The organism is Streptomyces sp. NPDC002276, from assembly GCF_053891435.1.
In genome coordinates this window covers 155371-177122 of the sequence record NZ_JBSFCQ010000015.1, presented here as the reverse complement: position 1 = coordinate 177122, position 21752 = coordinate 155371, and the positions used below count along the sequence as shown (strand labels likewise).

The following is a 21752-nucleotide window of genomic DNA, read 5'->3' as shown; positions in this document are numbered from 1 at the left end:
ATTCACCCCGGAAGGCTCCGCCATGCCCACAGCGCAACAGCCCAAGGTCGCCGTCGTCCTCGGGGTCGGCCCCGGCCTCGGCATGTCCGTCGCCCACCGTTTCGGCCGCGAGGGGTATGCCGTGGCGCTGGTGTCCCGCAGCGACACCCGGCACGCCGGCTATGTCGCGCAGCTGACGGAGGCGGGCGTCGAAGCGCGGTCCTACGTCGCCGATGTGCGCGACACCAAGCAGCTCGGCTCGGTTCTCGACACCGTCGTCGAGCGCTACGGCCGTATCGACCTCGTCTACTACGGGCCGGGCGCCCTCGACCTCGATGAGAGCCGCCCCAAGTCGATCACCGAGACCGACTCCGCCGGTGTCCAGGAGGCGATGAGCTGGATGTATCCGGCCGTCGACGTGGTGGGCAAGGTGCTGCCCGGCATGGTCGAGCGCGGGAGCGGTGCCCTCGTGTTCGCGGGCGGGCTCAGCGCCGTAGTGCCGATGCCCGCGCTCGGCGCGCTCGCCGTCTCGTCCGCCGCCCTGCGCAACTACGCCCTGACCCTCAACGCGGCGCTCGCCGACACCGGGGTCTACGCCGGGAACCTGGTCATCGGCGGACTCATCGAGCGCGGTGACATCCACCAGCTGGTGACGGCCGACCCGGAACAGTTCGGGGATGTGGGTGACAGGACCCTCGACCCCGACGAAATCGCCGACGGCGCCTGGGAGTTGGTGGCGCGGGGGGACCGGGCCGAGGACACGTTCAGCGTGCTCGGTTAGGAGTCCGTACGGTCGTCGAGGCGCGGGAAGAGAACCTCGCCCTTCGTCACCGGGGAGCCGGGCGGAAGCGCGCCCCAGGCCGAGGCGTCCCGGATCCGCTGGTCGGCCAGGGGGCCGAGGGTCGCCCCCGCGCCCAGGGAGTCCCACAGGCGCTCCGACGTCTCCGGCATGACCGGTGCGAGGAGGATCGCGATCGCGCGGAGGGAGTCGGCCGCCGTGTAGAGGATCGTCGCCAGGCGGTCGCGGGCCCCGGGGGAGTCGGACTTGGCGACCTTCCAGGGTTCCTGGTCGGTCAGATAGCCGTTGACCTGCTTGACGAAGTCGAAGACGGCCAGGATGCCGCCCTGGAAGTCGAGTTGGTCGCCGATACGGTGGTCCGCCTCCGAAGTCGCCCTCAGCAGGCCCGACTTGAGTGAGCGCTCGGCCTCGGTCTCCTCCCCCGGCGCGGGCAGCGCGCCGTCGAAGTAGCGCGCCGTCATCGCGGTCACCCGGGACGCCAAGTTGCCGTAGCCGTTGGCGAGTTCGCTGGTGTAGCGGGCGGTGAAGTCCTCCCAGGAGAAGGAGCCGTCCTGGCCGAAGGCGATGGCGCGGAGGAAGTACCAGCGGTAGGCGTCCACGCCGAAGTGCGCGGTCAGGGACCGCGGGCTGATGCCGGTCAGGTTCGACTTGGACATCTTCTCGCCGCCGACCAGCAGCCAGCCGTTGGCGGCGATCCGGCCCGGCAGCGGCAGGCCGTTGGCCATGAGCATCGCGGGCCAGATCACGGCGTGGAAGCGGAGGATGTCCTTGCCGACCAGGTGGACGTCGGCCGGGAAGGTCGCCTCGAACTTCGCCGGGTTCGAGCCGTAGCCCACCGCCGTCGCGTAGTTGAGGAGCGCGTCGACCCAGACGTAGATCACGTGCGAGTCGTCCCAGGGGACCTTGACCCCCCAGTCGAAGGTCGAGCGGGAAATCGACAGGTCCTGGAGGCCCTGCCGGACGAAGTTCACGACCTCGTTGCGGGCCGAGGCGGGCTGGATGAAGTCCGGGTGGGCTTCGTAGTGGGCGAGGAGCCGGTCGCCGTACTCGCTCAGCTTGAAGAAGTAGTTCTCCTCCTTGAGGAGTTCCACCGGCCGCCGGTGGATGGCGCACAACAGCGTGCCGCTGCCGTCCTCCGCCTCGATCAGCTCGCCCGGGAGCTTGTACTCCTCGCAGTGGACGCAGTACGGGCCCTCGTAACCGCCCTTGTAGATCTCACCCTTGTCGTGCAGGTCCCGCACGAACTCCTGGACGCGGTCCGTGTGCCGGCGCTCCGTGGTGCGGATGAAGTCGTCGTGGGAGATGGCCAGATGGGCCCACAGCGGCTTCCAGGACTCCTCGACCAGACGGTCCGCCCACTCCTGCGGGGGCACGCCGTTCGCCTCCGCCGTGCGCAGGATCTTCTGGCCGTGCTCGTCCGTGCCGGTGAGGAACCAGACGTCCTCACCGCGCCGGCGGTGCCAGCGGGCGAGGACGTCGGCGGCGACGGTGGTGTAGGCGTGGCCGAGGTGCGGGGCGTCGTTGACGTAGTAGATGGGGGTGGTGACGTAGTAGTACGTCACCGGGTCACCCCTGGTCTCCGCCGAACCGCTCCTTGTACGTCTCCAGGTCCTCCTCCGTGAGCTTCGCGAAGAGCACGGGGGGGACGGTGAAGGGGGTGCCCGCGGGGACGGAGGACAGGGCGCGGGCCTCGTCCGCCGAGACCCAGGTCGCGGTGTCCTCCTTCAGCGCGAACGCCTGGCGCATCGCCGCCGAGGAGGACGGGATGAAGGGCTCCGAGACCACCGCGTAGAGGTGGATCAGGTTCATCGCCGTGCGCAGGGTGAGGGCCGCGGCCTCCGGGTCGGTCTTGATCTCCAGCCAGGGGGCCTTCTCCTCCAGGTAGGAGTTGCCCGCCGACCACAGGGCGCGCAGCGCCGCCGCGGCCTTGCGGAACTGGAGGGCCTCCATCTGGGTCTCGTACTCGGCGAGGAGGTCGGCGATCTGCCCGCCCAGCTTCGTCTCCGGCTCGCCCGCCGCCGCGCCCGCCGGTACCTCGTCGCCGAAGCGCTTCTTCGAGAAGGACAGGACACGGTTCACGAAGTTGCCGAGGGTGTCCGCCAGGTCCTTGTTCACCGTGGCGGTGAAGTGCTCCCAGGTGAAGGAGGAGTCGTCGGACTCGGGGGCGTTGGCGATCAGGAAGTAGCGCCAGTAGTCGGCCGGGAGGATGCTGAGCGCCTGGTCGGTGAAGACGCCCCGCTTCTGGGACGTGGAGAACTTCCCGCCGTAGTACGTCAGCCAGTTGAAGGCCTTGACGTAGTCGACCTTCTTCCACGGCTCGCGGATGCCGAGTTCGGTGGCCGGGAACATCACCGTGTGGAACGGGACGTTGTCCTTCGCCATGAACTCCGTGTAGCGGACCGGGTTCTCGCCCGCGTCCGACTCGTACCACCAGGACTTCCAGTCGCGGGTCTCCGGGTCCTGGTCCGACCACTCCTTCGTCGCGCCGATGTACTCGATCGGGGCGTCGAACCAGACGTAGAAGACCTTGCCCTCGGCCGCCAGCTCCGGCCAGGTGTCCGCCGGGACGGGGACGCCCCAGTCCAGGTCGCGGGTGATCGCGCGGTCGTGCAGGCCCTCGGTGAGCCACTTGCGGGCGATGGAGGAGGCGAGCTGCGGCCACTCCTCCTCGTGCGCGGCGACCCACTCCTCGACCTCGTGCTGGAGCTTCGACTGGAGGAGGAAGAGGTGCTTGGTCTCGCGCACCTCCAGGTCGGTGGAGCCCGAGATCGCCGAGCGCGGGTTGATCAGGTCGGTCGGGTCCAGGACGCGGGTGCAGTTCTCGCACTGGTCGCCGCGGGCCTTGTCGTAGCCGCAGTGGGGGCAGGTGCCCTCGACATAGCGGTCCGGGAGGAAACGGCCGTCCGTGGGCGAGTACACCTGGCGGATCGCGCGCTCTTCGATGAAGCCGTTCTCGTTCAGGCGGCGGGCGAAGTGCTGGGTGATCTCGCGGTTCTGCGGGGAGGAGCTGCGGCCGAAGTAGTCGAAGGCCAGCGCGAAGCCGTCGTAGACCGCCTTCTGCGCGTCGTGCGCCTGCGCGCAGAACTCCGCTACGGGGATGCCCTGTTCCTTCGCGGCCAGTTCGGCCGGGGTGCCGTGTTCGTCCGTCGCGCAGATGTACAGGACGTCGTGGCCGCGCTGGCGGAGGTAACGGGAGTAGACGTCCGCCGGGAGCATGGACCCCACCATGTTGCCCAGGTGCTTGATCCCGTTGATGTACGGAAGGGCGCTGGTGATGAGGTGTCGAGCCATCGGGGGCTGCTCCCAGGTCGGTCTGCTGGTGTGCTGTGTGGTGCGAACCTTGAAATCGTAGCCGACATGGGTGTGCCGCCCGCCTCCCGTTTTACGGGGTGGGAAGCGGGCGGCACGTTGTCCTACGGCCGTGCGGTTACGGGCGCCAGTCGATCAGTACGCCGTCGTAGAGCTCCGCGTCCGTGAGCTCCAGGGGGGTCGGGCCCGCGTGGAAGAAGGCCGTGTTGTCGGTCTTCAGCTTGCGGAGGTAGTCGAAGGCCTTGTTGTCGTGGTCGCCGAACGCGACGAACGAGAAGAACACCGAGGCGTGCGACTTCGCGGCGTCCGTGAGGGACTGGGTCGCCGGGGTCTTCGCGTCCGGGGCGCCGTCCGTCTGGAAGACGACCAGGGCGGGGGTGCCGGGGGTGGCGTTCGCGTCGTAGTGCGCGAGTACGGCTTCTACGGCGGCGTGGTAGCTGGTACGGCCCATGCGGCCGAGGCCGGCGTGGGCCTCGTCGACGGCGTTGTCGGGGGAGGTGGGGGTCAGGTCGGTCGTGCCGTCCACTTCGGTGGAGAAGAAGACGACGTGGACGGTGGGGGTGGGGTCCGGGTCCAGGTGGGTCGCGAGGGCGAGGGTCTGGTCGGCGAGGGCTTGGGCGGAACCGTCCTTGTAGTACGCGCGCATGCTCGCGGAGCGGTCCAGGACGAGGTAGGTCTTCGCTCGGGTACCGGTGAGGGTGGCCTTGGCGAGGGCGACGGCGGCGGAGTCGCTGCCCACGGCCTCGGCTACGCCCTCGGCCTCGATCGTTTCCCCACCCGCACCGCCCGTGACGGACTCGTTGTCGGGTGCGGGTGGCCCCTGTGGGGCGGACTCGCCGTCGGCGGCAGCGGCTGCGGCTGCGAGCGCGAGCGCGGGGACGGGTTCGGCGACCGGTTCGGCGACTGGTTCGGCGACTGGTTCGGGGGCGGTTTCGGTGGCGGGCTCCGCCTCCGGCGCGGCTTCCGCCTCCACTGCCTCCGGCTCAGTTTCCGCTTCCGCGACCGGCTGGGGTTCCGGTTCCGGTTCCGGTTCCGGGGCGACCTCGGCGACCGGCTCGGCCTCGGGGGCGGCGGCTTCCGCGACCGGCTCCGCCTCGGGCTCGGGCTCGGGCGCGGCTTCCGCGACGGGCTCCGCCTCGGGTTCCGGCGTCACCTCGGCCACAGCCTCGGCTTCTTCCACCGTCGGCTCGACGGTCGGTTCGGTCTCCGTGACCGCTTCCGGTACGGTTTCCGGCTCGGTGTCCACGACGGGCTCCGGCGCGGCATCCGTGACCGGCTCAGTCACCGGCTCCGCCTCGGAGGTCTCCTCAGCCGTAGCCTCGGTTTCCTCTGTCTTCGTCTCGGCGGCCGGCTCGGGCGCGGCTTCCGCGGCGGTCTCCGCGACCGGCTCCGCCTCGGGCTCCGCCGCCACCTCAGCCGTAGCCTCGGCTTCTTCAGCCACCGGCTCCGCGACCGGCTCGGTCACCGTCTCCGCGACCGGTTCGACAACAGCCGCAGCCTCGACCTTCGACTCACCCTCGGTCTCGGTCTCAACCCCAGCCGTCGCCGCACCCTCCGTACCCTCCGCCCCTTCCTCCGATGTCGCCGGCTTCGGGACCGTCACGTTGTCGAAGGCCAGGGCCACGAGTTCGTGTTCGTCGTCCTCCAGGGTGGAGGACGGGCGGGGTTCCGGGACCTGGGCGACTGCCGTGGGTGCCGGGGTGGTGAGGTCGGGTTCTGTGGACGGGGACGGGACCTTGGCGTCCGGTTCCCGCGTGGTCTGCTGCTCTTGCGAAGGAGTGCGTTCCGCACTCTCTGCTTCCGCGGCACGCTCCTTGCGTGACCTGCCGAACGCATTCCGCAGGAGAGTGAGAATGCCCATGTGCGCAACCCTTCGCGTGAGTTGAAGCCGTCAATCCCTGGCCAGGACGGACACGTAAGGTTAGCGGCCCCGGACGGCGATCTTAGGCAGGGTCGACGCGCGTGGGAGGCCTTCTGTCAACACCCCCTGTTTCAGCCACCACTTCGCTCACCCGTTCACCTGCCACTTCACCGAACGACGGGCATTGTCAGTGGGTCCCCCTACCGTGCCTTCCATGACACACGTGACGCACCGCACGTACCGCACCCACTGGATACACGGCCCGCTCGCCGGTCATCAGGAGGTCAACGTCGTCTTCTTCCGGGGGATGTCGCTGGACGCGCTCACGCGAGGGCTGCTCGCCGCACGGCGCATCCCGCTCGCGTACGCCAAGGGCGGTGAAGGCGAATGGGGGCTGGTCATGCATGACATGTTCGGCTGGAGCCACGACGACTACGACGATGCCGACTACCGGCAGTTGTGCCGGGACGGCGGTGAACTCGCCGTCTTCACCACGGAACCCTGCATGGCCAAGGCGCACGGCCCCCGGTTCGACTACTTCCGCGAGGGACGCGTCGTCTGCGGGATGAGCTTCGAGACCCTGGCCTACGGCGTCGGGGACCACCCGGATCTGCTGTCACCCGCCCTCACCGCCGCGCGGCTCATCGGGCCGCACGCGGAATACGACCGGGAGGACAGGGAGGAACGGACCGTAGAGACGATCTCGGCCTTCTTCTCCCTGCCCGATCCCGACTTCTCCCTGACCTGACCTCAGCGCGGTGCACTCAGTGCGGTGAAGCGATAGCCCGTGCCGCCGCGACCTCCTGCCGCAGCGGCTCCAGCACACTTCCCGCCGGTCCCGTCAGATCCGTACGGACCTCCACCAGCACCTCCGACTCGCGCACCCCCTCCGCCAACTCCCGCAGCTGGAGTGCCACTTGGGTCACCTCCGCCGATGACGGCGGCGGCGCCCCGTGTTTCACCCGGACCCTCGCCGCCGTCGTCGCGTCGACGATCCGTTCCACGGCGACGACGAGGGGGAGCCAGCCGGCGGCGAGGCGGCCGGTGGGCGGAGGCTCGGTGAGGGCGCGTTGGAACTCCGTGCGGATGACGGACAGGTCCCGGTAGAGGCGGCGCCGCATCCGGGCCCGGACCGCCGGATCGGCCTCCACACCGGCGGAACCGGGCGTGCCGAACGCCGACTCCACATACCGCGCCGTGTCCGCCACCGCCTCCGCCAACCGGTCCCCCACCCGCGTGTGCCAGCTCTCCGGCCAGAGCAGATAGCCCGCGATCAGCGCGATACCGCAACCGATCAACGAGTCCACCAGTCGCGGGAGCAGCAGTGCCGTCCCCTGGTGGTTCAGGATGTCGGACAGGAGCAGGATCACCGGGGTGATCGCCATCGTCTGGTAGCCGTAGCCCCGGGGGGTCAGGGCGGGGATCAGGGGGGCCAGGACGAGCAGGACCAGTACGTCCCACCAGCCCCTCGGTACCGCCGACAGGACCGCCGCCGCGATCACCAGCCCGGCCACCGTGCCGAGCGCGCGCAGCAGTGCCCGGGAGAAGACCGAGCCGAAGTCGGGCTTGAGGACGAAGGTGATCGTCAGGGCGATCCAGTACGAGCGCGGGACCGGGACCGTGGACACCAGGATCTGCGCCAGGCCGATGCAGAGGGCCAGGCGCAGGCCGTAGCGCCAGGAGCCGGAGGAGAGAAGGACGTTGCGGGCCGCCCGCGCCGCCCGGATGCGGAGGGCCGCCGGACGGCCCAGGCGGTCGTCGATGCCCCGGGGGTCGACATCGGGCGCGGTGACGACCTCGGCCGCGTGGCGCAGGGCGTGGTCGACCGCGCGGGTCGTCTCGCTGGTGGGGGCGGGGAGGTCGAGCCCTATCGGACCGGTGTAGCCCGTCTCGACGGCGTGCGCGAGATGGCGGACCGCGTCGTGGATCCCCGGCGGAAGGGAGCGGCCCGACTGATGGACCGCGGGGGCCGCCTCGACGACCGGCGTGATCGCGTTCAACTGGGCCAGCAGGCGGGTGAGTTCGGGGTTGCGGCCGTGGTGGCGGGCGCGCCGGGCGAGGACGAGGTCGTAGGACTGGTTGAGGGACTGGGTGACGGCCTGGCGGGTCGCGTCGTAGGCCGCCGTCGGGTCGTCGCCGCAGGTGGTGAGGAGGTCGGCGACGGTGCGGTAGGTGTTCGCGACCGCCGTCCGTTCCGGGACGCCGGAGCGCAACGGCCAGGCGAGGAGCGCGAGGAGGAGGACCAGGAGGCCGCCGCCGGACATCAGGACGGGGGCCAGCCACCACGCGCCGGGGAGCGGAAGTCCCGCGCCGATCACCGAGTTGAGGAGCAGCAGCAGGCCCGACACGGAGGCCACCGCGCCGATCGTCGAGATCATCCCGGACGCGAGCGCGATGAGGGTCAGGGCGGTGACCGCGTACCAGCCGTGGCCGTAGACCGCCGCGCCGAGCGTGACGCCGATCGCGCCGAAGAGCTGGGGGATCGCGATGTTGAGGATGCGCATGCGGTAGGCGTCGGCGGTGTCGCCGATCACGCCGGAGAGGGCGCCCATGGAGGCGAGGGCGCCGTAGGAGGTGTGTCCGGTGGCGAGGCCGAGGGTGAGGGGGAACGACATCGCCACGGCGGCGCGGGCGATCGCCGGGCGGTTGAGGGGGGCCTGCTGGGGTTGGAGGTTCCTCACCAGCCAGTCGGGGGGTGTGAGGCCGATGGGGAACTCGCGGGACATGCGCCCATTATGAGCGGCCTCCCGCGTTATTCGTGCTGGTGGAGCGCGATGTCCACCAGCAGCGCGCGGTGGTCGGTGTCGGCGAGGTCGAGGAAGCGGGCGCTGTTCGCGGAGAAGTCCGGCGAGAGGAGGACGTGGTCGATCTGGGTGCCGAAGGTGGGCAGCAGGCGCTCGGGCCAGCTGGGGGTACGGGGGTGTCCGGCGAGGCGGGCCGCGTCGCGCAGGCCGGTGTCGAGGATGCGGCGGAACGCGGCATGGTCCTGGGAGGAGTTGAAGTCTCCGGCCAGGACGGTGGGGGTGGTCGGGTCGGTGGCCGCGAAGGTGCGCAGCCTGCCCAGCTCGCGGCGCCACAGGCCGACCTGGTTCGGCAACGGGGGCATGGGGTGGGCGAGTTGGAGGCGGACGGGATGGCCGTCGACGTCCGCGACCGCGCCGGGCATGCCCATCGTGCCGGTGACACCCTTCGTGCCCTTGAGGGGGAAGCGGCTGAGAACCACCGAGCCGTGCGAGCCGGCCGCCACCACGGCCTGCCGGTAGGGGAGTTGGGTGCCGAAGTCCCGCCGCAGGGTGGCCTGGCAGGTGTACTCGCACTCCTCCACGAACACCACGTCCGGCCGCTCCCGCCGGATCACCGGCACCAGGGAGCCGGTCCCCCGCCCGAACTCGACGTTCGAGGTCAGCACCCGGAACTCGGCGATCGCGGGCCCGGTCGGCTCACCGCTCTTGCCGTACGGCTCGATGAACCAGGCCAGCAGTCCGAGCAGCGCCACTCCCCACACCAGTCCCAGTCGCCAGCGGGAGAGCAGGGAGAGGAGAAGTCCGAGGCCGACGGGGGCCAGCAACCACGGGAAGAAGGCGAGGAGTTGGGGGACGGGCGTGATCGCGTCGGTGTCGGCCGTACGGCAGCCGACGACCACGCTCACGGCGGTGAACAGCAGGCCCGCGCACCAGAACGTGAAGTGCCGGCCCCGGTGGCGTTCCGGTACGAAGTCGGCGGCGGTCCACTCGGAGGTCACGGTGCCCACGTGATGACCTTCCGCCGGTGGACGCAGATGCCGGATGCCCGAATCATCCCACGTGGGCCGGGAACTCCCCCGGGAATCAGGATTTCAGGAGTCAGGAGTCAGGAGTCAGGAGTCAGGAGTCAGGGATCAGGAGTCAGTGACTCCTGATCCCTGATCCCTGATCAGGCCTGGACCCGGGTCGGCTGCTGCGCCCCCTCCGCCGCGGGTGCTCGCCGGCGTCGTACGAACTCCCGTGCCGGGCGGGCGTATCGGGTGAGCCAGGCCGTCGCGGCGACCGTCAGGCCGAGGCCGAGGAGCAGCCAGGCGACTGTGCGCAGGGTCGAGGTGAGGGCGTCGTAGATCGCGCCGCCCGCGGCCTGGGAGACCTCGGCGGGGAGGTCGGAGACCGTGAGTTGGCGGCCGATCGCGAGGGCGAGGCCGAGCAGCGCGCCGCCGAGGGCCGTGCCGAGCGCGGTCGCGGTGATCGCGCGGCGGCGGCGCACGGCGACGGCGATGCCGGTGACCGCGAAGACGGCGGCGGTGACGGGGAGCCAGAAGCCGGCGACCTCAAGCACGTGGAACTCCCTTCGGAGCGGGCCCAGTTCACCGGCCGGGAGGACCGCGACCTCGGTGTGCTGGACGGGGATGCGGTCCGCCAACGGCACGTGTTCGTGGGTGAGTCGGTGCTTGACGTGGGCGGCGACCGGGGCGAGGTCGACGGTGACGGCGCCGCTGCCCTCCTCGTCGCGCAGGGCGTGCAGCACGGCGTCGTGGGTGGCCCGGTTGCTCTCGTCCCAGGCCAGCCGGAAGGCCTCGGTCTTGGTGAAGGAGCGCACCGCGTCGTGCACGAAGGGGGCCATCGTGCCGCGCATCCCGCCCACCGTGCCGCGCATCCCGTCCACATGGATCCCGCGCATGATGCCCGCGCCGACCGTGTCCGCGACGACATCCCGTACGGCCGGGTCGGCCGCGAGGGGCGCCATCGCGGTGACGTAGCGGCCGGAGTCCGTCAGCCCGTACGCCGCCCAGGCCGCCAGCGCGCCGAAGGGCGTCAGGAAGCAGGAGAGGGCGACGAGTACGGCCGACAGGGCGCTCCGGAGTCGTGGGGGCACCTCCCCAGGACACGGGCGGGGCGTGCGGGGCGCGAGCCGGGTGCCGGTAATTGCCTGCATTCGGGTGCGATGTCAAGCCGAACGGGTGCCCTGGCCTCGGAACCCTTGGCGGAACTGGCCGTTCCGCTCTCGGGTGGAGGGTTGACCCGAACGGGTGTTTCCTGGAACCGGGGAGAAGGAGGCCGAACATGCGCACCACTCCGGCCCTGCGGACTCTGGCCGCGGCCCTGCTCACCGGTGGCACCCTCGCCGTCGCGGCGGCGGGCACCACCGCGACGGCAGCACCGACCACGTACGCCGAAGGACATGGCGGTGGTGGCGGTGGCGGCAGTCCGATCTGGGGCACGATCGTCTCCCGCACGGATCTGAACGTGCGGCAGTCACCCACCACGCACTCACCCGCCGTCGACACGCTCTCACCGGGCAGCCAGGACCGCGTCCAATGCGTGGTCAGGGGACAGAACGTCAACGGGAACTCCGACTGGTACTGGCTCGTCGGCGCACAGGGCTGGGCCAGCGCCTCGTTCGTCGACACCGGCGGCCAGTGGGTGCCGTCCTGCTCGGACCCGTGTCCGGGCTGGAAGGACGGCAGCGACTCGAACGGGAACAACTCCAACTGGAACAACGACCCCAACTGGAGCGACAACTCCAACTCGTGGAGCACCTCGGCCTCCGGGTCGTGGAGCGTCTCGGGCTCGTGGAGCTGGAGCGCCTCCGGGTCGTCGAGCGGCGGCGGCATCTGGAACTGGGCGCCGTAGAACTCGTAGAAGTGGTGGGCCCCGGCGCCGAGTTGGTGCCGGGGCCCACTGCTGTGCGGGGTCAGCGGATGCGGTTGCCCTCTCCGTCCTCACGCGTGTAGTAGCGGTAGAAGAAGACCAGGAACACGCCCGCCGTGGTGGCGAGACCGATCGCCGCGGACCGCAGCACGCTCTCGCCGGTCTGGCTGTAGAGGAAGCCGAGCGCGGCGCCCGCGAAGCCGGACTTCACCAGCGAGTGCAGTTCGCGCTTGAGCAGCGGGGCGAACCGGGCCACCGCCAGGCACAGCACGATGAACGCCAGCGCCGTCACGAAGCCGAACAGGATGTTCCAGCCCGTGATGGGGCCGCCGCCGCGACGGTTGGCCGCCGCCCAGTAGCCGTAGACGAGTCCCAGGACGACCGGGATCGCGACCTTCGCCACGCGGTGGACGCGGGCGTCGAAGATGTCGGGCAGCCCGCTCGGGGCGGTGAATCCGCCGGAGCCGGGTGTGGGTGCCGCATGAGCCATGAGAGCACTCCTCTCTCTCGCCCCCGTCTACCAATGCACACCCCGGGGGAGGCGGTGGCAAGTCGGGGTGCGGGCACGGTTGCCCCATGTTTCGCTGGGGCGCATGAAGCTCGTACTCTTCGGCGCCACCGGCATGGTCGGCAGCCGGATCGCCACCGAGGCCTCGGCCCGCGGCCACCAGGTGCTGGCGGTCAGCCGTTCCGGCCAGTCGCCGGTCCCCGGGGTCACCGCGACGGCGGCCGACGCGGCGGACGCGGCGAAGGTCGCGGAACTGGCGCGCGGCGCCGACGCCGTCGCCTCGGCCTGTGTGCCGCCCCGGGACGGGAGCGACCCGCGCGGGCCGTTCCTCGCCCTCAACGAGGGGCTCGTCGCGGGTGTCCGCGCGGCCGGGGTCGGGCGGCTCCTCGTCGTCGGCGGCGCCGGCGGCCTGGAGGTCGCCCCCGGCCAGGCCCTCAGCGACCAGCCCGGCTTCCCCGAGGCCTACCTCCCCGAAGCCCACGCCCACCGCGCCGCGCTCGCCTACTACCGCACCCTCGACGACCCCGACTGGACCTACGTCTCCCCCGCCGCCGAGATCGCCCCCGGCAAACGCACCGGCCGGTTCCGCGTCGGCGGCGACGCGTTCATGACCGACGACCAGGGCCGCAGCTTCGTCAGCGCCGAGGACTACGCCGTCGCCTTCGTCGACGAACTCGAACAGCACGCCCACCCGCGTACCCGGATCTCGGTCGCGTACTGACGGCCGTGAGCGGCCGCGGACTCATACCGGTGCGCTCCGGCTCCGGTTCCGGCTCCGACGCTGGTTCCGGCTCCGATTCCGGCTCCGGTGACAGCGATGCCCTACGGCGGCAGCAGCTGCTGCGCGTACGCGGGCGCAGCGTCGCCTGGGTGCCGCCGCTGCTGGTACTGATCACCATCCTGCTGGTCGACTGGTACACGGGCGGCGAGTTCCGGACCGTCTCCTGGATCGTGCTCGTGCCCGGTATCGCCGCGGCGATCTGCGGGGTGTGGGGCACGGCCGTCTTCGCGCTCCTCGGCGTGGCCACCTACGCGCTCGCCGACCACGCCTGGCCGCGCCAGTACCAGACCGGCCTGCCCGACTTCATCCTCGTCGGCGTCGGCGGCGCCCTCGCCGTGCTCGCCTGCGTGGTCCGGGTCCGCGGCGAACGCCGCATGCTGCACATGCGGGACGTCGCCGAGACCACCCGCCGCACCCTGCTGCGCCCGCTGCCGCCCGGCTTCGGCGGCCTCGACCACGCGGCCGTCTACCTCGCCGCGGACGCCGTCGCCCGCGTCGGCGGCGACTTCTACGACATCCAGCCCGGCCTGCACGGCACCCGCGCCCTCGTCGGCGACGTCCAGGGCAAGGGCCTCGGCGCGGTGGAGGCGGCGGCCGCGCTGCTCGGCACGTTCCGCGAGGCCGGCTACCACGAGACGGACCTCGCGACCGTCGCCGCCCGCCTTGAGGTCCGGATGCTGCGCCACGGCCGGCACCTCGCCGCCCTCGGCCGCGAGGACGTCGACCGCTTCGCCACGGCCGTCCTGCTCAGCTTCCCCGCCGGCGACCCGGGCACGGTCGAGGTCGTCAACTTCGGGCACGAACCCCCGCTGGTGGTCGGCCCGTTCGGCGTACGGTCGCTGCCGCCCGGACACGGACTCCCGCTGGGTCTTGGCGAGTTGGCGGGCATGGAGGGCCCACCGCCGACCCTCCGCATCACCCTCGCCCCCGGCGAGACCCTCCTCATCGTCACCGACGGAGTCACCGAGGCACGCGACAGCGCGGGCGCGTTCTACCCCCTCAAGGACGACGTCACCGAGGGCGTCCACCTCGACCCGGGCACCGCCGACCCGCACCGCCTGGTCGCCCACGTCCGCGACGGCACCCTGCGCCACTGCGGCGGCCGGCTCGCCGACGACACCACGATCTTCGCGGTACGGCGGTCCTGAGAACGCCGGTTGTGACATCACCCTTTGCAGCAGCAGAGGTTGGGCAGGCTACGGTGCTGCGGTACGAAGTGATCGACGGTTCGGGGAGGGCACATGCCAGGAACGGTGCTGCTGCTCGCGGCCTCGCCGGTCGGCAAGGGGCGCCTGGTGGACGCGGCGTCCGTGCTCCCGGTGCTCGCGGCCGTCGCCCCGGCCGTGCTGTCCGGCACGGAGACGGCCAACGTCGTCGAACTCGCCGACCCGTTGGAGCCGCAGGCGGTACTCACCCGGCTCCGGGCCGCCGCGACCGCCCCCGGACCGCTGACGATGTTCATCACCGGGCAGCTCCAACTCGACCGCAAACAGCACCTTCCGCACCTGGCGCTGGCGCGTACGACTCCGTCGACGGTCCGCTATACGGCGCTCCCGTGGGCCTGGATCCGCGAGGAACTGCGCCTGCGCGCACCCGGCACGACAACCCTCCTCCTCGACCTCCACGCCGACGCGGAGACCTGGCAGTGGTTGCGCGCCCACCCGCTCGACTCGGGCCGCACGCACGCGGTTTACGGTCGCATCGCACCGCCGCCGCCCCGGCGGGGGGTGGCTGCGCCGACGTACATGAAGGCGGTGGCGACGGTGTTGCGGAGCGGGCACCGGCCGCCGGTGGAGGAGTTGCACCAGCTGGCGGTGGGTCGGCTGGGCGCGGAAGGCTATGCGGACGTGCTGCTTGCCTCACTGGGGGTTGCTGCTGGCGTCCCTGGGGGCTCCGCCCCCAGACCCCCGTCGGCCCTGAAGGGGCCTCGTCCTCAAACTCCCCCAGAGGGGGGACCCCCAGACGGGCTGGAAAATGAACGGAGTTGGGAGGGTGCCCGGCGTCACAAGAGTGATGCGGGCCCGAGCCAAGAAGAGGACGCAGCCCCAAGCCAGGACCAGGACAGCGACCCCCACACCGCCATCTCCTCCGCCGTCCAAGCCGGTCGTCACCCCGACGCCGACGCCCTCGCCGCCGAGCACGAGCAGGCCGCCGTACGGGCGCACGGGCGGGGGTCCGAGCAGGCCTTGCACTGGACGGAAGTGCGGGCCGATCTCGCGATGTTGGCCGGGGACCCGGTGGGCAGTTGCCGGGCCTGGCTCGCGGTGGCGTCCGCGCGGCTGGCGGTGGGACAGTCACCCGGTGTGCCCGCCGTCGAGGCGGCGGTCGACCGCGCCCATCACCAGTGGGGACAGATTCACGACCCCGCACTCGCCCGTGAACTCGGCCTCGCGCTGGCCGAGTTGAGAGGCCGGGTGCCGGGTCGCCGCGCGGGCGCCTTGGACCACGTACGGAAGCAGCTCCTCCAACTCCAGCCGTAGGGCTAGCCCTTGGCCAACTCCACCCGCAGAGCCGTCATTTGCATGTCCAGCGCGAACTCGAAGCGCTCGTCGAAGGTACCGGCGACGATGTGCGCGGAGGCTGCGCGCAGCGCCGGGAACGAGTCGTCGTCGAAGGCCAGGACCGGGTCGGCCGCGTCGGCGGACTGGGCCTGCTGCTCCTGTGTGATGCCCAGGATCAGATAGAACAGGGTCCAGTTGGCCCAGGCCGCCGTTCGGGGCGGGAAACCCGCGTCCAGGAGAGTCTGGATCATCGTGTCGGCCAGCCGGTACGTATTGGTCTCCGTGGTCGAGAGGCCTGAGAGCAGGCGTGCTCCGTCGCGATGGGCCAGGAGAGCTGCCCGGCACCAGCGGGCGAGGGCGCGGACGCGGTCGTCCCACCGCGGCGGGAGGGTGTCGACGTCCAGTCCCGCGAGGATGGCGTCGGACATGAGGACGAGCAGCCGTTGCTTGTTGTCCGCGTGCCATCGGACGGTGTTGTGCTGCACGCCCAGCCTGTCCGCGACGGCGCGCATGGTCACCTTGTCCAGGCCCTGCTCGTCGAGCACGTCGAGCGCCGCGTCGACGACCGCCGCACGGCTGATGCCCATAACGCCCATTCTCCGTGACTCCGTGAGCCCGTGAGCCCGTGAGTCCCTGACCTCTCTTGTCCGGTGGTCAATATACAAACGGACTCTCTTGTCCACTGGATAAGAGCGGGCTACTGTGCAGTGACCAAGAGATGAGGAGTGGGTTGTGTTCCTGGATCCCGAGTTTCTTCCGGTCTACGAGTCGCTGCCGGAGATGGACGTGTTCGCCGATGTGCGGGGCGCCCGCCTGGCCCTGGCCGCGGCCAGCGGTGACGGCAAGTCGGACGGCGAGGTGAACGTCGAGGACCGTGAGGTCCTCGTGGCGGGCCACGCGCTGAGCCTGCGGGTCTACACCCCCGCCGCCTCCAGGAGCGCCGCTCCGCTCCCCGTGGCGGTCTGGCTCCACGGCGGCGGATTCGTCCTCGGCGGGCCCAACGCGGAGGACGCCACCTGCCGACGGCTCACCGCGGAGCTGGGGATCGCCGTCGTCGCCCCGGACTACCGGCTCGCCCCCGAGCATCCCTACCCCGCCGCGTTCGACGACTGCTACGCCGCGCTGCGCTGGGTCGTCGACGAGGCGGACGCGCTGGGAGTCGACGTAGAGCGGGTCGCGCTGGGCGGGCACTCCGCGGGCGCCGCCCTGGTGGCGGCCGTGGCCCTCGCCGCCCGGGACCGGCAAGGGCCGCGTATCAGGTACCTCCACCTCGGCTACCCGGTCCTGGACGACCGCCTGGAGACCGAGTCGGCCCGGGCCGTCACCGATCCGAGGCTCTTCAACCGGCAAGGGGCGGCGGCAGGTTGGGAGCTCTACCTCCAGGGGAGCGATCCGGAGGCCGGTTACGCCGTGCCGGGCCGGGCGAAGGACCTGAGGGACCTGCCGCCTGCCTACATCCTGGTCGACGGGGTCGATCCGGTACGGGACGAGGCGCTGGAGTTCGCCGCCCGGCTGAGCGCGGCCGGAAACTCCGTCGAACTCCACCTCGTGCCGGGCGTACCGCACATGTTCGACGTCCTGGCCCCTGACATCCGCGCGAGCCGACGGGCCGTGGCGGCCTGGACGACCGCGTTCGCCCACGGCGTCGGAGCGACCAGTGACCATGACCAGTAACCAGCAGGTCGTCATCGCGGGAGCGGGCCCGGTCGGGCTCTGGCTGGCCGCGGAGCTGCGGCTCGCCGGTGTCACGGTCACCGTCCTGGAGCCGCGCCTGGAGCGCGATCCGAACTCCAAGGCGCTCACCGTCCACCCCCGTACCGTCGAGCTGCTGGCCTCCCGCGGTCTGGAGGACCCCTTCCTCGCAGAGGGCCTGCACATTCCCAGCGGGCACTTCGCGGTCCTCGACAGCAGGCTCGACTTCGGCCTGCTGGAGACCGACTTCCCCTTCACCCTGGCGCTGCTCCAGAGCCGTACCGAGGAATTGTTCGAGATCCAGGCCCGGGCGGCCGGTGCGGACATCCGGCGCGGTCACCGCGTCACCGGTCTGACCGAGAACCCCGACTCGGTCACCGTGCACATCGAGGGCCCCGACGGGTCGTACGACGAGGAAGCGCTGTACGTGGCCGGTTGCGACGGCACGCGCAGCACGGTCCGTACGAGCGCCCATATCCCTTACCCGGGCGAGGACTTCACCGTGCTGGGCTTCCTCGGCGACGTCGTCCTGGACGAGCCCCCGGCGGGCGTGGCGTTCAGTAAGACCGGCATCGACGGCCTCGTCATGATCGTCCAGCTGCCGGGCGGCCTGCACCGCGTCGTGGGCGGTGTGCCCGCGGACGTCCGCACCGACTGGCCCGGCGACCTCACCCTGGAGGAACTGCGGGCGAACGTCCGGCAGGTCACGGGCACCGACTTCGGCATGCACTCGCCGACCTGGCTCTCCCGCTACGGCAACACCAGCCGCCAGGCGGAGCGTTACGTCAAGGGCCGGGTGGTCCTCGCCGGTGACGCCGCCCACCAGCACATGCCCGCGGGCGGGGTGGGGCTCAACGTCGGCGTCCAGGACGCCACCAACCTCGGCTGGAAACTCGCCGCCACCATCCAGGGCCGGGCACCGGCCGGTCTGCTCGACACGTACCACGACGAGCGCCACCCGGTCGGCGCCGACCTGCTGGAGCACACCAGCGCCCAGACGGCCCTGATCTCCGCGTTCAGCACGGACGGCCAGCGCCTGCGTTCACTGCTCACCAAACTCGTCGACGAGCAGCCGTCGTTGAACCGGACCCTGGCCGAGCGCCTGTCCGGACTGCACGTCGCCTACGACGCCCCCACCGCCGACGCGCACCCGCTCACCGGCCGCCGAGCGCCCAACCTCGCCTTCACCGACGGCGGCGACACCGTGTTCGCCCTGCTCCGGACCGGCCACCACGTCCTGCTGGACCTGCGTGGCGGCCCGGGCGCGCCCCTCGCCACCGCCGAGGACGGCCACCTCGTCACCCGCACCGGCACGCTCACCGGGGAGCACGCTCCCTGGGCCGACGTCACCGCCGCGCTGATCCGCCCCGACGGACATGTGGCCTGGGCGACCGAGGAGGACGACCCCGCACAGCTCGCGACCGTCACCCGCGAGGCCCTCGACAGGGCCGCCCTCACCCACCCCTAGCGCCCCAACTCACCCTCTCCACAACGCCCTTGGGAGTACACATGTCCGCGGAAATGATCAACCCCCCGACCCTCGCCCCGCCCGTCATGAACCTCTACACGCAGGTCGTCGCCGCGACCGGCACCCGGTTCGTGGCCATCGCCGGGCAGGTCGCCATCGACAGCGAGGGGCGACTCGTCGGCCCCGGCGACTTCGAGGCCCAGGCCGAACAGGTCTTCCGCAACCTCCGGGCCGCGCTCGAAGCGGCCGGTGCCACCCCGGCGGACCTGGTCAAGATGACGATCCACGTCGTGGGCCACCGCCCCGAGATGATCGACACGGTCTTCACGGCAGGCAGCAGGGCCTTCGACGGCGAGTGGCCGCTGCCCGCCAGCACCTACCTCGGCGTCGAGGCACTCGGCCTGCCGGAATGGCTCATCGAGGTCGACGGCTACGCGGTCATCGCCTGAGACGGCACCTGACACGACATCTGACACGACATCTGACACGAGACCTGACGCGGCATCTGACACGGCACCCGACAAGGCATCTAACGCACCGTCAGAATCTCCAACGCCCCCGACACCAGCGTCCGTACACCCGGCACGACCGTCACCAGATCGGGCGCGAAGTTCGGGCTGTGGTTGCTGGGGACGGCGTGGAACTTCTCCATCAGGTCGGTGCCGGGGGCCGCGTCCCAGGTGGCCGCCGGGGTGCTCGTCACGAACCAGTAGGAGTACGGCACCCCGTCCGGGACGAGGTTGGGGAAGTCCTCGCTGCCCGTGGCCGGACCGGGGTCGAAGACCGTGCCCGCGCCGAGGACCTCGGTGTGCACGGCGGCGATGCGGCGGTCGGTGTCCGCGTCGTTGACCATCGTGGGGAGGCTGGTCCCGATGGTCACCTCGGGCTCGCGCGGGCAGCCCGCGGCGACGCACTCGCCGGACGCGATACGGCGGATCGCGGCGATCATCCGGTCCCGCACGTCGGCGGACTGGGTGCGCAGGTTGAGGGAGATCCGGGCGCTGGTCGGGATGATGTTGTGCCGGGTGCCCGCCTCGATGCGGCCCACGGTCAGGACGGCGGAGTCGCGGGCGGCGATCTCGCGGGACACGACCGTCTGGAGCCGGGTGACCAGGTAGGCGGCCGTGACGACCGGGTCGACCGTCGCCTCCGGGCGGGAGCCGTGGCCGCCGAGCCCGTGGATCTCGATGTCGATGTCCGTGGAGGCCGACATGATCAGGCCGGGCACGTGCGGGTAGAACCCGGCGGGACCCGGTGCCGCGTGCTGGGCGAGCGCGACGTCCGGACGCGGGACGCGCTCGTACAGGCCGTCGGCGACCATCGCCGCCGCGCCCCCGCCCGTCTCCTCGGCGGGCTGCCCCACCAGGACCAGCGTCCCCGACCAGGTGTCCCGCCCGGCGGCCAGCGCCTCGGCGGCGCCCGTCAGCCAGGTCACGTGCAGGTCGTGCCCGCAGGCGTGCATCACACCGTCCGCGGTGGAGGCGTACGGCAGTCCCGTCTCCTCCCGCACCGGCAGCGCGTCCATGTCGGCGCGCAGCAGCACGGTCGGTCCTTCGCCGTTGCGCAGCACCGCGGCGACGCCGGTGCCGCCGATGCCCTCGACGGTGTCGTAGCCCGCCTTGGTGAGGCGTTCGGTGAGCTTGGCGGCGGTGCGGTGCTCGCGGCCGGAGAGCTCCGGGTGGCGGTGCAGGTCCCGGTAGAAGTCCTCCAGGTCGGGGACCGGGAGGTCGGCGGTGAGGTCCAGTGCGGTGCGCGCGGCGGGGGAAGAGGTCACGGGGGCAGCGTATGCGGGTCGTATGTGCGTGCGGGAGCCCCGGCGGGACAGGGGGGATGTCCCGCCGGGGCGGCAATGGGCGGGCGTCGTCGGCTACTTGGTGCCCAGCTTGATCGCCGGGCTCCTGGTCGAACCGGTACCCACCGCGCCACCGGCTCCGGCCGGGTGCCCGTCGGCACGGTGACCGAGGCCGGCGCGTCCGCGCACGTCCTCGGGGCCACCGTCGGGGACCGCGCGCTGCGGCTGTGGAACACGGTCACCGGCCGTCAGGTCGCCGTCCTCCAGGACACCGGGACGCAGTCCGCGTCCTTCAGCCCGGACGGCGGCACGGTGTTCGCGGGCAGGGGCCGAGGTCTGCGCGAGGACGGGGAACCCGGAGCTGACGCGGGCGCAGTGGCGGACGTACGTGCCGGACGCGCCGTACCGCCGTATCTGCCGAAGTCACCCATACGGACCAGCCCACGCGGCCACGGTTCCTTCGCGCTGCTCCACTTGGTGGTGACAGGGGGCTGGTAGTACCCACCGAAGGAAGTGCCGCTCATGGCTGTCCCTGAATCCACCCTCGCGATCAACTTCACCCAGGGGCTGAACGACGCCTGGTCGAAGGTCGCGCAGTTCGTGCCGAAACTCGTCGGTTTCCTGGTCATCCTGGCCATCGGCTGGTTCGTGTCGAAGATGATCGCCCGTGTCCTGGACCGGGTGCTGCGGCGCGTCGGCTCGGAGAAGCTCTCCGAACGGGCCGGTACGGCACGGATGTTGCGGGACTCCAAGTACGACATGACCGGCATCGTCTGCAAGATCGTGTACTACGCGCTGATGCTGATCACCCTCCAGCTCGCGCTGGGCGTCTTCGGCTCCAACCCGGTCAGCACGATGATCAACGGCATCGTCGCCTGGCTGCCGCGCGGCATCGTCGCGGTGGTCCTGATCGTCGTGGCGATGGCCATCGCGAACGCGGTGCGCGGGATCGTCGGCAGCGCGCTGTCGTCGATGTCGTACGGCAGGATGCTCGCGACCATCGTGTGGGCCTGCATCGTGGCGCTGGGCGTGATCGCCGCGCTCGGCCAGGCGGGCATCGCGACGACGGTCACCCAGCCCGTGCTGTACGCGGCTCTCGGGACCGTCGCCGGAATCCTGATCGTCGGTGTCGGCGGCGGCATGATCGCCCCGATGCGGCAGCGCATGGAGCGCATGCTGATGGCGGCGGAGCGCGAGACGACCAACGCGAAGGGCAGCCTCACGGCGTACCAGGCGGGCCGCGCGGACGCGATGGGCAACCAGCCGGCGCGGGAACGCACGGACACGGGAATGGGGACGGACCCGCGCCAGGAAATGTGACGGTCGCCGGTGTTCGTGCAGGTGAGGTGGGTGATCCGGAGTTGATTCGCCCCTTGGGCGGGACTGTCGGATCAACTCCCCGGCGATGACGATCGGAGGCGTCGCCACCCGTGGCGGGTGGTGA

Annotated in this window: 20 protein-coding genes; 11 read left to right on the top strand and 9 right to left on the bottom strand. The window is 71.3% G+C overall.

Annotated elements, in window-relative coordinates; translation table 11 throughout:
* Positions 1 to 22 precede the first annotated feature (22 nt).
* Complete coding sequence (locus ACWIHT_RS33080) at positions 23 to 760, top strand: SDR family NAD(P)-dependent oxidoreductase (RefSeq protein WP_456171975.1); 738 nt, start codon at positions 23 to 25, stop codon at positions 758 to 760.
* On the opposite strand, the gene metG (ACWIHT_RS33075) is transcribed toward ACWIHT_RS33080, so the two are convergent.
* The 3 genes from metG (ACWIHT_RS33075) to ACWIHT_RS33065 form a co-directional block, all read right to left on the bottom strand.
* Positions 757 to 2340, bottom strand: coding sequence for a methionine--tRNA ligase (gene metG, locus ACWIHT_RS33075; protein ID WP_456171974.1), 1584 nt, complete (start codon positions 2338 to 2340; stop codon positions 757 to 759). The two genes, ACWIHT_RS33080 and metG (ACWIHT_RS33075), sit on opposite strands and share 4 nt — an antisense overlap.
* 4 nt (positions 2341 to 2344) lie before the next feature.
* Positions 2345 to 4069, bottom strand: a complete 1725-nt coding sequence (gene metG, locus ACWIHT_RS33070) for a methionine--tRNA ligase (RefSeq protein ID WP_456171973.1) — start codon at positions 4067 to 4069, stop codon at positions 2345 to 2347.
* A 136-nt stretch (positions 4070 to 4205) separates the two neighbouring features.
* Positions 4206 to 5948, bottom strand: coding sequence for a VWA domain-containing protein (locus ACWIHT_RS33065; protein WP_456171972.1), 1743 nt, complete (start codon positions 5946 to 5948; stop codon positions 4206 to 4208).
* Between the two features lie 214 nt (positions 5949 to 6162).
* On the opposite strand from ACWIHT_RS33065, the gene ACWIHT_RS33060 reads away from it, so the two are divergent.
* Positions 6163 to 6696 (top strand): hypothetical protein, encoded by a 534-nt coding sequence (locus tag ACWIHT_RS33060; protein WP_456171971.1) that lies wholly within the window; start codon positions 6163 to 6165, stop codon positions 6694 to 6696.
* A 16-nt stretch (positions 6697 to 6712) separates the two neighbouring features.
* Here the strand turns inward: ACWIHT_RS33060 and ACWIHT_RS33055 are convergent, their stop codons facing one another.
* From ACWIHT_RS33055 to ACWIHT_RS33045, 3 genes are all read right to left on the bottom strand, one after another.
* Positions 6713 to 8674: an FUSC family protein gene (locus ACWIHT_RS33055; RefSeq protein ID WP_456171970.1), complete on the bottom strand. Its 1962-nt coding sequence runs from the start codon at positions 8672 to 8674 to the stop codon at positions 6713 to 6715.
* Between the two features lie 26 nt (positions 8675 to 8700).
* A complete protein-coding gene (locus ACWIHT_RS33050; protein ID WP_456171969.1) occupies positions 8701 to 9699 on the bottom strand; it encodes an endonuclease/exonuclease/phosphatase family protein in 999 nt (332 codons plus the stop codon).
* 161 nt (positions 9700 to 9860) lie between these two features.
* Entirely contained in the window at positions 9861 to 10790 is a 930-nt protein-coding gene (locus tag ACWIHT_RS33045) for a hypothetical protein (RefSeq protein ID WP_456171968.1), read from the bottom strand.
* 188 nt (positions 10791 to 10978) lie between these two features.
* Here ACWIHT_RS33045 and ACWIHT_RS33040 point away from each other — a divergent pair, with 188 nt between their 5' ends.
* On the top strand, positions 10979 to 11548 hold the full coding sequence (locus ACWIHT_RS33040; RefSeq protein WP_456171967.1) for an SH3 domain-containing protein: 570 nt from the start codon (positions 10979 to 10981) through the stop codon (positions 11546 to 11548).
* Between the two features lie 61 nt (positions 11549 to 11609).
* Here ACWIHT_RS33040 and ACWIHT_RS33035 read toward each other — a convergent pair whose 3' ends face one another.
* Positions 11610 to 12056, bottom strand: a complete 447-nt coding sequence (locus ACWIHT_RS33035; protein ID WP_456171966.1) for a hypothetical protein — start codon at positions 12054 to 12056, stop codon at positions 11610 to 11612.
* A 103-nt stretch (positions 12057 to 12159) separates the two neighbouring features.
* On the opposite strand from ACWIHT_RS33035, the gene ACWIHT_RS33030 reads away from it, so the two are divergent.
* The 3 genes from ACWIHT_RS33030 (at position 12160) to ACWIHT_RS33020 (ending at position 15335) form a co-directional block, all read left to right on the top strand.
* Entirely contained in the window at positions 12160 to 12795 is a 636-nt protein-coding gene (locus ACWIHT_RS33030) for an NAD(P)-dependent oxidoreductase (RefSeq protein ID WP_456171965.1), read from the top strand.
* Between the two features lie 5 nt (positions 12796 to 12800).
* Positions 12801 to 14003 carry a PP2C family protein-serine/threonine phosphatase gene (locus tag ACWIHT_RS33025; protein WP_456171964.1) on the top strand — a complete coding sequence of 401 codons (1203 nt, stop codon included), beginning with the start codon at positions 12801 to 12803 and terminating at the stop codon, positions 14001 to 14003.
* Between the two features lie 93 nt (positions 14004 to 14096).
* Positions 14097 to 15335 carry a hypothetical protein gene (locus tag ACWIHT_RS33020; RefSeq protein ID WP_456171963.1) on the top strand — a complete coding sequence of 413 codons (1239 nt, stop codon included), beginning with the start codon at positions 14097 to 14099 and terminating at the stop codon, positions 15333 to 15335.
* Between the two features lie 2 nt (positions 15336 to 15337).
* On the opposite strand, the gene ACWIHT_RS33015 is transcribed toward ACWIHT_RS33020, so the two are convergent.
* Positions 15338 to 15943, bottom strand: a complete 606-nt coding sequence (locus ACWIHT_RS33015) for a TetR/AcrR family transcriptional regulator C-terminal domain-containing protein (RefSeq protein ID WP_456171962.1) — start codon at positions 15941 to 15943, stop codon at positions 15338 to 15340.
* A gap of 145 nt (positions 15944 to 16088) precedes the next feature.
* Here ACWIHT_RS33015 and ACWIHT_RS33010 point away from each other — a divergent pair, with 145 nt between their 5' ends.
* From ACWIHT_RS33010 to ACWIHT_RS33000, 3 genes are read left to right on the top strand one after another with little or no spacing between them, the layout of a single operon-like run.
* The gene (locus ACWIHT_RS33010) at positions 16089 to 17030 is read left to right on the top strand and encodes an alpha/beta hydrolase (RefSeq protein ID WP_456171961.1); all 942 of its coding nucleotides are present in this window, start codon (positions 16089 to 16091) and stop codon (positions 17028 to 17030) included.
* The gene (locus tag ACWIHT_RS33005) at positions 17020 to 18516 is read left to right on the top strand and encodes an FAD-dependent monooxygenase (RefSeq protein ID WP_456172076.1); all 1497 of its coding nucleotides are present in this window, start codon (positions 17020 to 17022) and stop codon (positions 18514 to 18516) included. The genes ACWIHT_RS33010 and ACWIHT_RS33005 overlap by 11 nt, the downstream gene beginning before the upstream one ends.
* A gap of 41 nt (positions 18517 to 18557) precedes the next feature.
* Complete coding sequence (locus tag ACWIHT_RS33000; protein WP_456171959.1) at positions 18558 to 18965, top strand: RidA family protein; 408 nt, start codon at positions 18558 to 18560, stop codon at positions 18963 to 18965.
* An 80-nt stretch (positions 18966 to 19045) separates the two neighbouring features.
* Here ACWIHT_RS33000 and ACWIHT_RS32995 read toward each other — a convergent pair whose 3' ends face one another.
* Positions 19046 to 20290 carry an amidohydrolase gene (locus ACWIHT_RS32995; RefSeq protein ID WP_456171958.1) on the bottom strand — a complete coding sequence of 415 codons (1245 nt, stop codon included), beginning with the start codon at positions 20288 to 20290 and terminating at the stop codon, positions 19046 to 19048.
* Between the two features lie 180 nt (positions 20291 to 20470).
* On the opposite strand from ACWIHT_RS32995, the gene ACWIHT_RS32990 reads away from it, so the two are divergent.
* Both ACWIHT_RS32990 and ACWIHT_RS32985 read left to right on the top strand, forming a co-directional pair.
* Positions 20471 to 20806 carry a hypothetical protein gene (locus ACWIHT_RS32990; protein WP_456171957.1) on the top strand — a complete coding sequence of 112 codons (336 nt, stop codon included), beginning with the start codon at positions 20471 to 20473 and terminating at the stop codon, positions 20804 to 20806.
* 24 nt (positions 20807 to 20830) lie between these two features.
* A complete protein-coding gene (locus ACWIHT_RS32985) occupies positions 20831 to 21628 on the top strand; it encodes a membrane protein (protein WP_456171955.1) in 798 nt (265 codons plus the stop codon).
* Positions 21629 to 21752: the final 124 nt, after the last annotated feature.

Coding starts and splice junctions, on each gene's coding strand:
- ACWIHT_RS33080 (WP_456171975.1), top strand. CDS start 23: ATGCCCACAGCGCAACAGCCCAAGGTCGCCGTCGTCCTCGGGGTCGGC.
- ACWIHT_RS33000 (WP_456171959.1), top strand. CDS start 18,558: ATGTCCGCGGAAATGATCAACCCCCCGACCCTCGCCCCGCCCGTCATG.
- ACWIHT_RS33055 (WP_456171970.1), bottom strand. CDS start 8,674: ATGTCCCGCGAGTTCCCCATCGGCCTCACACCCCCCGACTGGCTGGTG.
- ACWIHT_RS33005 (WP_456172076.1), top strand. CDS start 17,020: ATGACCAGTAACCAGCAGGTCGTCATCGCGGGAGCGGGCCCGGTCGGG.
- ACWIHT_RS33015 (WP_456171962.1), bottom strand. CDS start 15,943: ATGGGCATCAGCCGTGCGGCGGTCGTCGACGCGGCGCTCGACGTGCTC.
- ACWIHT_RS32985 (WP_456171955.1), top strand. CDS start 20,831: ATGGCTGTCCCTGAATCCACCCTCGCGATCAACTTCACCCAGGGGCTG.
- ACWIHT_RS33065 (WP_456171972.1), bottom strand. CDS start 5,948: ATGGGCATTCTCACTCTCCTGCGGAATGCGTTCGGCAGGTCACGCAAG.
- metG (WP_456171973.1), bottom strand. CDS start 4,069: ATGGCTCGACACCTCATCACCAGCGCCCTTCCGTACATCAACGGGATC.
- ACWIHT_RS33060 (WP_456171971.1), top strand. CDS start 6,163: ATGACACACGTGACGCACCGCACGTACCGCACCCACTGGATACACGGC.
- ACWIHT_RS33040 (WP_456171967.1), top strand. CDS start 10,979: ATGCGCACCACTCCGGCCCTGCGGACTCTGGCCGCGGCCCTGCTCACC.
- ACWIHT_RS33030 (WP_456171965.1), top strand. CDS start 12,160: ATGAAGCTCGTACTCTTCGGCGCCACCGGCATGGTCGGCAGCCGGATC.
- ACWIHT_RS33020 (WP_456171963.1), top strand. CDS start 14,097: ATGCCAGGAACGGTGCTGCTGCTCGCGGCCTCGCCGGTCGGCAAGGGG.
- ACWIHT_RS33035 (WP_456171966.1), bottom strand. CDS start 12,056: ATGGCTCATGCGGCACCCACACCCGGCTCCGGCGGATTCACCGCCCCG.